At 73.0% G+C, this 12,063-nt stretch carries 12 protein-coding genes; 5 read left to right on the top strand and 7 right to left on the bottom strand.

Features of this window, described 5'->3' with window-relative positions; genetic code table 11:
* Positions 1–52: 52 nt before the first annotated feature.
* The 5 genes from O7619_RS07030 to O7619_RS07010 all read right to left on the bottom strand — a co-directional run bounded on the left by O7619_RS07030 (position 53) and on the right by O7619_RS07010 (position 5,430).
* Positions 53–934 (bottom strand): potassium-transporting ATPase subunit C, encoded by an 882-nt coding sequence (locus O7619_RS07030; RefSeq protein WP_282286467.1) that lies wholly within the window; start codon positions 932–934, stop codon positions 53–55.
* Entirely contained in the window at positions 934–3,072 is a 2,139-nt protein-coding gene (kdpB, locus tag O7619_RS07025; protein ID WP_282286466.1) for a potassium-transporting ATPase subunit KdpB, read from the bottom strand. The genes O7619_RS07030 and kdpB overlap by 1 nt, the downstream gene beginning before the upstream one ends.
* Before the next feature lie 20 nt (positions 3,073–3,092).
* Positions 3,093–4,748, bottom strand: coding sequence for a potassium-transporting ATPase subunit KdpA (gene kdpA, locus O7619_RS07020; protein ID WP_282286465.1), 1,656 nt, complete (start codon positions 4,746–4,748; stop codon positions 3,093–3,095).
* Positions 4,748–4,837: a K(+)-transporting ATPase subunit F gene (gene kdpF, locus O7619_RS07015; protein ID WP_282286462.1), complete on the bottom strand. Its 90-nt coding sequence runs from the start codon at positions 4,835–4,837 to the stop codon at positions 4,748–4,750. The genes kdpA and kdpF overlap by 1 nt, the downstream gene beginning before the upstream one ends.
* Before the next feature lie 374 nt (positions 4,838–5,211).
* Complete coding sequence (locus tag O7619_RS07010; RefSeq protein ID WP_281585223.1) at positions 5,212–5,430, bottom strand: hypothetical protein; 219 nt, start codon at positions 5,428–5,430, stop codon at positions 5,212–5,214.
* 179 nt (positions 5,431–5,609) lie between these two features.
* On the opposite strand from O7619_RS07010, the gene O7619_RS07005 reads away from it, so the two are divergent.
* Positions 5,610–6,365 (top strand): methyltransferase domain-containing protein, encoded by a 756-nt coding sequence (locus O7619_RS07005; RefSeq protein ID WP_282286460.1) that lies wholly within the window; start codon positions 5,610–5,612, stop codon positions 6,363–6,365.
* Between the two features lie 79 nt (positions 6,366–6,444).
* Positions 6,445–6,870: an ATP-binding protein gene (locus tag O7619_RS07000; protein WP_282286458.1), complete on the top strand. Its 426-nt coding sequence runs from the start codon at positions 6,445–6,447 to the stop codon at positions 6,868–6,870.
* 3 nt (positions 6,871–6,873) lie between these two features.
* Here O7619_RS07000 and O7619_RS06995 read toward each other — a convergent pair whose 3' ends face one another.
* Together O7619_RS06995 and O7619_RS06990 are read right to left on the bottom strand one after the other, a co-directional pair.
* On the bottom strand, positions 6,874–7,851 hold the full coding sequence (locus O7619_RS06995; protein WP_282288709.1) for an aldo/keto reductase: 978 nt from the start codon (positions 7,849–7,851) through the stop codon (positions 6,874–6,876).
* A 45-nt stretch (positions 7,852–7,896) separates the two neighbouring features.
* Positions 7,897–8,748, bottom strand: coding sequence for a DUF3152 domain-containing protein (locus O7619_RS06990; RefSeq protein WP_282286456.1), 852 nt, complete (start codon positions 8,746–8,748; stop codon positions 7,897–7,899).
* A 139-nt stretch (positions 8,749–8,887) separates the two neighbouring features.
* On the opposite strand from O7619_RS06990, the gene O7619_RS06985 reads away from it, so the two are divergent.
* The 3 genes from O7619_RS06985 (at position 8,888) to O7619_RS06975 (ending at position 11,936) form a co-directional block, all read left to right on the top strand.
* Positions 8,888–10,105 carry a DUF2786 domain-containing protein gene (locus tag O7619_RS06985; RefSeq protein WP_282286454.1) on the top strand — a complete coding sequence of 406 codons (1,218 nt, stop codon included), beginning with the start codon at positions 8,888–8,890 and terminating at the stop codon, positions 10,103–10,105.
* Between the two features lie 224 nt (positions 10,106–10,329).
* Positions 10,330–10,698, top strand: coding sequence for a YciI family protein (locus tag O7619_RS06980; protein ID WP_282286452.1), 369 nt, complete (start codon positions 10,330–10,332; stop codon positions 10,696–10,698).
* A complete protein-coding gene (locus O7619_RS06975; RefSeq protein ID WP_282286450.1) occupies positions 10,695–11,936 on the top strand; it encodes a sigma-70 family RNA polymerase sigma factor in 1,242 nt (413 codons plus the stop codon). The genes O7619_RS06980 and O7619_RS06975 overlap by 4 nt, the downstream gene beginning before the upstream one ends.
* Positions 11,937–12,063 lie beyond the last annotated feature (127 nt).

Genomic DNA, 12,063 nt, shown 5'->3' with positions numbered 1-12,063 from the left:
CCCGCTTAACGCATTCGGTAGAGGCGGGGCCCCTTTTTAACACCTGCCACCCTCAGCGCGGCGGGAACTCCCGGTCCAGCGCGAGGTTGAGGTCCAGCACGTTCACGGCGGGCTCGCCCAGGAAGCCGAGCGACCGCCCGGCGGTGTGCTCCCGGACCAGCCGGCGGACCGCCCCCGGGTCCGCCCCACGCTCCCGCGCCACCCGGGCCACCTGGATCTCCGCGTACGCCGGGGAGATGTCCGGGTCGAGACCGCTGCCGCTTGCGGTGACCGCGTCGGGCGGCACGGCCGGCTCCGCCGGGGCGTCTCCCCGGACCGGGGTGACCACGCCGCCCTCGGCCACGTAGTCGCGGCCGGGCCGCGCCGGCTCGACCGGGACTCCCTGCCAGGTCGACACGAACGGCGTCGCCGGCGCGGCCTGGTTGACGCTGACCACCCGGGTGATCCGGCCGGTCAGGCCGTCGGCGCGGAACACGGCCAGCACCGCGCCGACCCCGTCCGGCGTGCAGTACGGGCGCCGCCCGTCCACGCCGTCCAGCTCACCGACCGCCTTGCTGCGCGCGCAGACCTGGGTGAGCAGGCTCGGCGTGGAGTCGGCGGGGTCGGCGGCGAGCGTGTCCACCACGCTCTCCGGACCCAGGTTGCTGGCAGAGGTGGCGGTCGGGTCGTAGCCGTCGCCGGCCGCGGACGGCCGGGACTGGAAGTAGCGCGGGACGGGGTCGCCGTCCGCGTCGGTGAACGACTGGCCGATCAGCGAGCTGCCGACGGTCCGGCCGTCGACCGTGACCAGCGAGCCGTCCGCCCGGCCGTCCAGGCCGGGGATCCGACCGACGACGACCAGAGCGAGCGGGTACGCGAGCCCGAGCAGCACGGTGAGGACGAGCAGGGCGCGCAGGGCGGCGAGGTGTTGGGCGAGCCAACTGGGCAGACGCATCACGAGATCCCCGGGATGAACTGGACGAGCAGGTCGATGAGTTTGATGCCGACGAACGGCACCACGATGCCGCCGAGGCCGTACCGCAGCAGGTTGCGGCCGAGCAGCTTCGAGGCGCTGGCCGGGCGGTAGCGGACGCCCCGCAGGGCCAGCGGGATCAACGCGACGATGACGATCGCGTTGAAGATGACCGCGGACAGGATCGCCGACTCGGGGCTGGCCAACCGCATCACGTTGAGCCGGTCCAGGGACGGGTAGATGCCGGCGAACATGGCCGGGATGATCGCGAAGTACTTCGCGAGGTCGTTGGCGATGCTGAACGTCGTCAATGCGCCCCGCGTGATCAGCAACTGCTTGCCGATCTCCACGATCTCGATCAGCTTGGTCGGGTCGGAGTCGAGGTCGACCATGTTGCCGGCCTCCTTCGCGGCCGACGTGCCGGTGTTCATGGCCACCCCGACGTCCGCCTGGGCCAGCGCGGGCGCGTCGTTGGTGCCGTCGCCGGTCATGGCGACCAGCCGTCCGCCCTCCTGCTCCTTGCGGATCAGGGCGAGCTTGTCCTCCGGCGTGGCCTCGGCGAGGAAGTCGTCCACGCCGGCCTCGTCCGCGATGGCCTTCGCGGTACGCGGGTTGTCTCCGGTGATCATCACGGTCCGGATGCCCATCCGGCGCATCTCGTCGAAGCGCTCCCGCATGCCGGCCTTGACGACGTCCTTGAGATGGATGACGCCGAGGACGCGGGCCGGTTCGCCGGCGACGTGCTCGGCGACCACGAGCGGGGTGCCGCCGGTGCCGCTGATCGCGTCGACCACGTCACCGACCTGTTCGGTCGGGTGGCCGCCGTGTTCGCGTACCCACGTCATCACCGCGGCGGCGGCGCCCTTGCGGATCCGCCGGTCGCCGCCGTCGGCGGCCAGGTCGACGCCGCTCATCCGGGTCTGCGCGGTGAACGGCACGAAGGTGGCGTGCGGGATGAGACCGGGCTCGCGCTCGCGCAGCCCGAAGCCGTTCTTGGCCAGCACCACCACCGAACGCCCCTCCGGCGTCTCGTCGGCCAGGCTGGACAACTGCGCCGCGTCCGCGACCGTGGCCGCGTCCACGCCGGCCACCGGCAGGAACTCGGCGGCCTGCCGGTTGCCCAGGGTGATCGTGCCGGTCTTGTCCAGCAGCAGCGTGTTGACGTCACCGGCCGCCTCGACCGCCCGCCCGCTCATGGCGAGCACGTTGCGCTGGACGAGGCGGTCCATGCCGGCGATGCCGATGGCGGACAGCAGCGCGCCGATGGTGGTCGGGATGAGGCAGACCAGGAGGGAGGCCAGCACGATGCCGGCGACGCCGGAGTCGGTGATCGCCTGCGTGTCCGGTGCGGCGGCCTGGTAGCCCTTGGCGAAGATCGCCAACGGCTGGAGCGTGACGACCGCGAGCAGGAAGATGATCGTCAGCGCGGCCAGGAGGATGTTGAGCGCGATCTCGTTCGGCGTCTTCTGCCGGTCGGCGCCCTCGACCAGGGCGATCATCCGGTCGATGAAGCTCTCCCCCGGTTTCTGCGTGATCCGGACGACGATCCGGTCGGAGAGGACCCGGGTGCCGCCGGTGACCGCGCTGCGGTCCCCGCCGGACTCCCGGATCACCGGGGCGGACTCACCGGTGATCGCCGACTCGTCGACGCTGGCGATGCCCTCGACCACGTCGCCGTCGCCCGGAATGATCTGCCCGGCTTCGACCAGGACGATGTCGCCCTGGTTGAGCTGCGGCGCGGGCACCGCCTCGTCCCGGTAGGCGTCGGCCGCCCCGCCCGGAGTCCAGCCGAGCAGGCGGGTGGCGATGGTGTCCTGCTTGGCCCGGCGCAGCGTGTCGGCCTGTGCCTTGCCCCGCCCCTCGGCGACCGCCTCGGCCAGGTTGGCGAAGAGCACGGTCAGCCAGAGCCAGATCGTGATGGCCCCGGCGAACACCGACGGGTCGACGATCGCGAGGACGGTGGTGAACAGCGCGCCGACCTCGACGATCAGCATCACCGGGTTGCGCCACAGGGTGCGCGGATCAAGCTTGCGCAGCGCGTCGGGCAGGGACGCGATCAACCGGCGTGGGTCGAGCAGTCCGCCGCCGACCCGGTCGGCGGTGTCGAGAGGTGCCGTCATGTCCTTGTCTCTCATGGTGGTCACAGCCCTTCGGCCAGCGGGCCGAGCGCGAGCGCGGGCAGGAAGGTCAGCGCGACGAGGATGACCGTGACGCCGACGACCATGCCGACGAAGAGCGGCCGGTGGGTGGGCAGGGTGCCCTCGGACGGGGGCGTGGGCTGCTGGCGGGCCAGCGAGCCGGCCAGCGCCAGCGCGAAGATGATGGGCAGGAACCGGCCGAGCAGCATGCAGAGGCCCAGGGCGGTGTTCCACCACGGCGTGCTCACGGTGATGCCGGCGAACGCCGAGCCGTTGTTGTTGCTCGCCGAGGTGAACGCGTAGAGCACCTCCGACGTCGCGTGCGGGCCGACGTTGAGCGCGGTCGAGTTGCTGCCGGTGGCGAACGCGGCGGCCGAGCCGGCGAGCACAAGCGCCGGGGTGATCAGGAAGTACGTCGAGGCGAGCTTGATCTCGCGCGAGCCGATCTTCTTGCCCAGGTACTCCGGTGTGCGTCCGACCATCAGACCGGCGACGAACACGGTGATCACCGCGAGGATCAGCAGGCCGTACAGGCCGGCGCCGACACCGCCGGGGGCGACCTCGCCGAGCATCATGTTGATCATCGGCATCATGCCGCCCAACGCGGTGTACGAGTCGTGGAACGAGTTGACCGCGCCGGTCGAGGTGAGCGTGGTGGCCGCCGCGAAGGTGGCCGAGTTCGACACGTCGAAGCGCACCTCCTTGCCCTCGAACGCCGCGCCGACCGCCTGCGGCACCGTGCCGTGCCCGGTCAGCTCGAAGACGTTGGTCAGGGTGATGCTGGCGAGCGCGAGGATCGCCATCACGGCGGCGATCGCGTAGCCCTGCCGGTTCTGCCCGACCATCCGGCCGAAGACCCGGGGCAAACTGAACGGGATCACCAGGAGCAGGAAGATCTCCAGCCAGTTCGTCCACGCGGTGGGGTTCTCGAACGGGTGGGCGCTGTTGACGTTGTAGAAGCCGCCGCCGTTCGTGCCGAGTTCCTTGATCACCTCCTGGCTGGCCACCGGCCCGCCGGTGATCGTCTGACCGCCGCCGGTCAGCGTGGTCACGTCGGTGCCGCCGGAGAGGTTCTGCACCACCCCGCCGAGCATCAGCACGACCGCGCCGACCACCGCGATCGGCAGCAGGATCCGCAGCGTGATCCGGGTCAGGTCGACCCAGAAGTTGCCCAGCTCGCCGGTACGGCTGCGGGCGATGCCCCGCACCAGCGCCACCGCGACGGCGATGCCCACCGCGGCGGAGACGACGTTCTGCACCGCCAGGCCGGCCATCTGCACCAGGTGGCCCATGGTCGACTCACCCGCGTACCACTGCCAGTTGGTGTTGGTCACGAACGACACCGCGGTGTTCCACGCGCCGTGCGGCACCACCGGGTCGAGGCCCAGCGAGAGCCACAGGTGGTCCTGCAGGCGCTGGAACGCGTACAGGAACAGGATCGAGACGGCCGAGAAGGCCAGCAGGCTGCGGGCGTACACGCCCCACGTCTGCTCGGCGGCCGGGTCGACGCCGACCAGGCGGTAGATTCCCCGCTCGACGCGGGCGGACCGGGTGCCGGAGACCACCCGGTACATGTGGTCGCCGAACGGCCGGTGGACGGCCACCAGCGCCACCACCAGCGACAGCACAAAGAGCACCCCGGCTGTGGTCGTGCTCATCAGAAGCGCTCCGGGAACAGCAGGGCGGCGACCAGGAACACGCCCAGTCCGATCGCCAGCATCAGGCCGGCGGCGTTGACGGCGCTCACAGCTTCTCCACCCCCCGCACCACGAGGGCGAGAGCCACGAACAGCCCCACCGTCAGCAACACGAACAGCACGTCAGACACGGCTGACCACTCCTTGCGAGTTGTCCGCGCGACCGCCTCCCGGTCGCCGGGCAATCACAACGCCAGGTCGAGCTGACGGACAGGGGTCATGACGCGACCATCACGCCGGACGGCGGATTCTTGACGCGCCTTTCACGCCGGACGGCCGGAGTGGCACAAATCGGGCAGGGCGAAGCGTCGGTGCGGTTCAGACGGCGCGGAAGGCAGGACTCCGACCGGAGGCCGTGGAAGGTCGCCGGGTCACTCGTCGACCGTGCGGTGGACGGCGGCCGGAGCCGGCCGCCGTACCCTCATTCAGCGTGGCATCTCCCGCCAGCCGGTGCCGCTCGACCGCCAGGCCCCGGCGAGGATGCTCGCCGAGCCGCGGCTCGGGCACTGCTGGATCTTCGACCGACCGGCGGCGCCGCCGATCTGGGCCTGAACCTGCCAGCGCTGCCCGTCGGTGCAGATGTAGACGTCGCGCCGCCCACGCGGGATGCTGACGCCGTTCCACCAGTGTTCCTCGACGACCATGCCGTGACCGTACCGCAGGTGACCCGGTCCGGCCCAGACCTGGAAATCCCATCGACCGTCGCCAGCGCGCGGGTTAGCGTCCTGGCAACCGTCACTCCGAGACCGCGAAGAGGGTGTTTTGGTGCCCGTGCCGACCGCGCCGAACCGGATCGACCTGCCCACGACCCTCTTCCATCGGAGTGACCACATTGGACCTGCCACGTAGCTTCACCATCCGCGAGGGCGACCTCCGCATCCTCAACCCGTTCGACGAGGCCAAGCTGGCCACCTTGGGCCGGGTGATCAAGCTCGCCCCCGGCGCCGAGCTGCTGGACCTGTGCAGCGGCAAGGGCGAGCTGCTCTGCACCTGGGCCCGGGACCACGGGATCACCGGCACCGGGGTCGACATCAGCACCGGGTTCACCGCCGCCGCCCGGGACCGCGCGGCGGAACTGGGCGTCGGCGACCGGGTCCGGTTCGTGCACGGTGACGCCGCCGCGTACGTTCCGGAGCAGCCGGTCGACGTGGCCGCCTGCGTCGGCGCGACCTGGATCGGCGACGGCGTCCCCGGCACCCTGGACCTGCTCGACCGCGCGCTGCGGCCCGGCGGCATGGCGCTTGTCGGCGAGCCGTACTGGCGGCAGGACCCGCCGGACGCCGAGGCCGTGACCGCCTCGCACGCCCGGTCCCGGGACGACTTCCACGACCTGCCCGGCCTGGTCCGGCTCTTCGGCGGGTGCGGCTGGGACCTGGTCGAGATGGTCCTCGCCGATCAGGACAGCTGGGACCGGTACGCCGCCGCGCACTGGCTGAACCTGCGCCGCTGGCTGGACGCCAACCCGGACGACGAACTGGCCCCGGAGCTGCGGCGGGAGCTGACCGAGGATCCGCTCAGTTACGTCCGTTTCCGGCGCGAGTATCTGGGTTGGGGAGTGTTCGCGCTACTGCGTCGCTGATGCGGTGCCCGCCCGGCCGGCTCGGCGGATGGCCGGCCGGCCGGGCTTAGCGGGTGGCTACGCAGGGTAAAGGAAGATCATGGGACAGTTGCGCACGTCGCCGCCGCCGCCACAGGCCGCCCAACTGGAGCGGTGGGTGCTCGACACCCCCGAGGAGCTTCGCGACGTACGGGCGTCGCTGCGCGACGCGCTGAACCGGCACGGGCTGGTGCAGGGCGAGGACCTGGACGAGGTGCCGCACATGGTCCTGCTCGTCGCCACCGAGCTGGCCAGCAACGCGCTCCGGCACGGACGGCCGCCCACCATCGTCACGCTGCTGGCCACCGACGACCGCTTCCTGCTCGACGTGGCCGACCACGACGTCAGCTCGGTGCCGGAGCTGTCCGACATCAGCCCGACGGACTCCGGCGGGCGCGGGCTGTTCCTGGCTCAGTCGATCTCGCTCGACGTCGGCTGGTACGCCACCGGCTCCTCCAAGCACATCTGGGCCGCGTTCTCCCGGTAGGGCTCAGAAACCGGAGACCGGATGCGGCACGTACGGCGCTTCCAACTCCGCCACCTCGGCGTCGGTCAGCTCCAGCTCCAGCGCGGCCACCGCGTCGGTCAGGTGGTGCGGCTTCGTCGCGCCCACGATCGGCGCGGTGACCGCCGGGTTGCGGGCCACCCAGGCCAACGCCACCTGGGCGCGCGGCACCCCACGCTGCGCGGCCACCCGGCCCACCGCGTCGATCACCGCCCGGTCGTGCTCCTCGGTACGCGCGTAGAGCTTGCGGCCGAACTCGTCGGTCTCCGCCCGCGCGGTCCGCTCCCCCGGATCGCGGGTCAGCAGGCCGCGGGCCAACGGGCTCCACGGGATCACCGCGATCCCCTCGTCGCGGCAGAGCGGCATCATCTCCCGCTCCTCCTCGCGGTAGAGCAGGTTGTAGTGGTTCTGCATGGAGACGAAACGGGTCCAGCCGTGCCGCTCGGCGGCCCAGAGCGCCTTGGCGAACTGCCAGGCGTACATCGACGAAGCGCCCAGGTAGCGGACCTTGCCGGCCCGGACCAGGTCGTGCAGCGCCTCAAGCGTCTCCTCGATCGGGGTGACCGGGTCGAGGCGGTGGATCTGGTAGAGGTCGACGTAGTCGGTGCCGAGCCGGCGCAGGCTCGCGTCGATCTCGCTCATGATGTGCTTGCGGGACAGCCCGCCCCGGTTCGGCCCCGGCCCCATCCGGCCGTGCACCTTGGTCGCGATCACCACGTCGTCGCGGGCGGCGAAGTCCTTCAGCGCCCGGCCGACGATCTCCTCGCTGGTGCCGTCGGAGTAGACGTTGGCCGTGTCGAAGAAGTTCACCCCCAGCTCCAGCGCCTGCCTGATGAAGGGTCGGGCGGCGTCCTCGGGCAGTGACCAGGGGTGGGTGCCCCGACCCGGCTCGCCGTAGCTCATGCAACCCAGGCAGAGCCGGGACACCTCCAGGCCGGTGGAACCGAACGTCACGTAATCCATGCCGTCCATCTCACCACCGGCCGGCGGCGCGCGCAGTCCGGTGGGTCAGTGGTCCCCGGCCGGGATCGGGTCGTCGTACTGGCCGGACGGCCCGGCCAGCGGCTCACCGCCCACGAGCGGCCACGCGTTCGCCGCGCAGCCGTGCAGGCCGAGCGTCTGCTGCACCATCACCGGCGCCGGGCCACCGGCCCGGGGGCAGCGCTCGTGGCCCCGGCCCAACCGGTGGCCCACCTCGTGGTTGAGCAGATACTGCCGGTAGAGGCCGAGGTCGGGCACGTGCGGCACCCCGTACACCCAGCGGGCCACGTTGACCACCACGCGGTCGCCGTTGCGGCAGGAGGTGTAACGGTCGGTCCGGTCGTCGCAGAGTTCGCCACGGGTCACCGGGGTGGTGAGCAGCACCGTGAAGTCCGCCGGCCCGTCCCGGCCCACCCGTTGCAGCCGCCACCGGCCGTCGCCGGTCCAGCCGCGCGGGTCGGCGAGCGTCGCCGCGACCTCGCGGGCGAAGCGTTCGACGTCCACGTTGCGGATGCCGTCCTCGATCGCGACCCGGTAACGCAGCAGCTCACCGGAGCGCCCGGCCACCGCGCCGACCGTGTCGGCGGTGCGGAAGTCGCCGCCGCCCCGCAGCGGGTAGGTGATGCCCGGCGGCACCCGCCCGGCCGCCGGGACCGGTGGCCGGGCGCTCCCCGTCGGCCGCGCGGTCGGGCGCACGTCCGGCACCGCCGCCGGCACGGTCCGCTCCACCCCGACCGAGGCCAGCAGCTCCGGGTGCCGCCGCACGGCGTACCCCCCGCCGGCCGTGAGGCCGGTCACGACGACGACCGCGACCAGGGCGCGGACGCCGGCCCGCGACCTCCGTCGCCGCCGGTGCACACCCCGGTCCTGCCCACCCACGTCGCTCTCCGTCCGTCGCACCGCCCGCGCTGGCTCAGGAGAGTACGCAAGACGGGGCCGGACGGTTGAACGGGCGGGCCGGGTACCGTCGATGTCGGGGTGGGCGACCGGCCGCCTGTCGGATCCCAGGGAGCCACCCGTGTCTTCAGCCGAGCCGCTGCTCGCCGACGCCCTCGCGGCGGCGCGCGGCACCGACGTACGCGCCGCCGAGCGTACCCTCGACGCCCTGGTGGTGGCCGACGGCGCGGCGGTGGACGCGGCCCTGCTCACCCGGCTGTCCCGGGCCGTGGGCCGGCTCTGGCCGCGCGGCTGGCAACCGGTCGACCTGGACCGGCTGGCCACCCGCCGGCTCACCCCGCGCGGCGCCCGGCTGCTGCGCGACGCGCTGGCCGCCCAGCGACGCGGGTTGCCCGCGCCGGTCCCGGCCTGGTTCGACGAGCAGCTCGCCGAGCTGGGCGCGCACTGGGACGCCGACGCGGGCTGGCTGGACCGCCGCGCCGACGGCGACCGGATCACCGCGTTGCGGGACGCGGTCGACGCGCTCGTCCTGGTCGAGGGGTTGCCCCCGATCGCGCTGCTCCGTCCGCCGCCGGGCGCGGCGGCCGTCCCGCTCGCCGCCGCGCCGGCCACCGGCTCCCGGATGCTCGACCGGGTACGCGCGTTGCTGGCCAAGGCCGAGTCGAGCGGCTATCCGGCCGAGGCGGAGGCGTTCACCGCCAAGGCGCAGGAGCTGATGGCCCGGCACAGCATCGACGCGGCGCTGCTCGACGCCACGGCCGAGCGGCCGGACCAGCCGGGTGGGATGCGTCTCGGCACCGACACCCCGTACGCGGCGGCGAAGGCGCTGCTGATCCAGGAGGTGGCGGCGGCGAACCGGTGCGAGTCGGTCTGGTCCGACGACCTGGGCTTCGCCACCGTGCTCGGCTTCCCGGCCGACCTGGCCGCGGTCGACCTGCTGCACACCTCGCTGCTGGTGCAGGCCACCGCCGCGATGCTGCGCGGGCGGAGCGGACGCGGCGCAGGCGGTGGGCGGCGCGGACGCGGCACGGTCAGCGGGCGGCGCACCAAGGGCTACGACGAGTCGTTCCTCAATGCGTTCGCGCTGCGGATCGGGGAGCGGTTGCGGGCGGCCAGCACGGCCGCGACCGAGGAGCGGGACGACGATCGCCTGCTGCCGGTGCTCGCGGCCCGCTCGGACGCCGTCCGGAGCCGCGCCGAGCAGCTCTTTCCCGGCACCACCCGGCACCGGCTCCAGGTGCGCGACAGCGAGGGTTGGGCCTCCGGCACCACCGCCGCCGACCACGCCGCGCTGAACGCCCACCACCCCAGCCCCCACCCCGTGCACGGCCCCCGCTGACCTCCAAGGTCTCGGCCGGCGACGTCGATCTAGGAGTTGTGGCACCTCCGATATCCGACAACTCCGGCAATTGCTGGCACCACAAGTCCATGATCGACGAAGCGGTCCCGGGCCGGACGGGGGAGGGGAGGGGGAGGGAGTTCGAGCTGTCGGATCGGGGCCGGCGGCTCCGACCCGTCCGCGAGGGGCGCCGCCGACGGTGGCCCGTAACCGAGGAGTGGACCATGAAGTACATGCTGCTGATCTGGAACCGGCCCGGCTTCGTCGAGGAGCTGTCCGAGGCCGAGCGCAACGTGATCTTCGGCGAGGTCGACGAGATCATGAAGGAACTGACCGAGTCCGGCGAGCTGGTCGGCGGGGAGGCGCTGGCCCACCCGGCGCAGACCCGCACGGTACGGGCCACGGCCGGCGGCACGGAGATCACCGACGGGCCGTTCGTGGAGAGCAAGGAGCAGTTCGCCGGCTACCTGACGGTCGACTGCGAGACCCCGGAGCGGGCCGCCGAGATCGCCGCGAACTGGCCGGACGTGCGGCGCGGCCTCGGCGTGCTCGAGGTGCGCGCGGTGATGGAGCAGGCCGGGACGGAGATGTGACCTCCCGGGCGGTCGAGGACCTGCTGCGGACGCTCGCACCGCAGGTCCTCGGCGTGCTCGTGCGCCGGCACGGCCAGTTCTACGCCTGCGAGGACGCCGTCCAGGAGGCGCTGCTCGCCGCCGCCACCCAGTGGCCGGCGCAGGGCGTGCCGGACCATCCCCGCGCCTGGCTGGTCACCGTGGCCACCCGCCGGCTCACCGACGAGTGGCGCAGCGAACGCGCCCGCCGGGAACGCGAGGTCGCGGTGGTCGTCCGGACGCCGGCGTACGCGACGGTCGCCCCGCCGGCCGACGAGGAACCGCCGGGCGGGGACGACACGCTGAAGCTGCTCTTCCTCTGCTGTCATCCGGCGCTGCCGGCCGGTGCCCAGGTGGCGCTCACCCTGCGGGCGGTGGGCGGGTTGAGCACCGCCGAGATCGCCCGGGCGCACCTGGTGCCGGAGGCCACCATGAGCCAGCGGATCCGCCGGGCCAAGCAGCGGATCGAGGCGGCCGGGGCGCGTTTCACCCTGCCCTCGGCGGCGGAGCGGGACGAGCGGCTGGGCGCGGTGCTGCGCGTGCTCTATCTGATCTTCAACGAGGGCTACACCGCGTCGAGCGGGGACGAGCTGCACCGGGCCGAGCTGACCGGGGAGGCGATCCGGCTGGCCCGGGAACTGCGCCGGTCGCTGCCGGACCACGGCGAGGTGGCCGGGCTGCTGGCCCTGATGCTGCTCACCGACGCGCACCGGGCGGCGCGTACTGGCCCGGACGGCGAGCTGGTGCCGCTGGCGGAGCAGGACCGGACCCGCTGGGACCGGGCCGCCGTGGCGGAGGGGATCACGCTCGTGACGGAGGCGCTGACCTGGTCGGCGCCCGGCCCGTACCAGGTGCAGGCGGCCATCGCGGCGGTGCACGCGGAGGCACCCACCGCCGCGACGACTGACTGGCCGCAGATCGTCGCGCTCTACCGGGTGCTGGCCCGGCTCGCGCCCAATCCGATGGTCACGCTCAACCAGGCCGTGGCGGTGGCCATGGTGGACGGCCCCCGGGCCGGCCTGGCCCTGCTCGCGCCACTGGACGCCGACGACCGGACCGCCGGTCACCACCGGCTGGCCGCCGTCCGCGCGCACCTGCTCGAACTCGCGGGCGACCGGGCGGACGCCCGGGCCGCCTACCTGGCCGCCGCCCGGGCCACCACCAGCCTGCCCGAGCGGCGCTACCTGGAGGTACGCGCCGCCCGGCTCGCCAGCCGCTGAACCTGACAAGATCCACACCACTCCGGCGAAGTGGTGCGCGTCGAGTGCGGGCCGGAACCAGCGCTGCCGTCCCCGCGCCGGGATGCCGCCGGGGACGACCGGGTCGCAAGGTTTGGGTGCGTCTGTC

This window comes from Micromonospora sp. WMMD998 (assembly GCF_029581235.1).
GTDB lineage: Bacteria > Actinomycetota > Actinomycetes > Mycobacteriales > Micromonosporaceae > Micromonospora.
The sequence above is the reverse complement of the archived record's forward strand: the minus strand, read 5'-3'. Positions and strand labels throughout refer to the sequence as shown.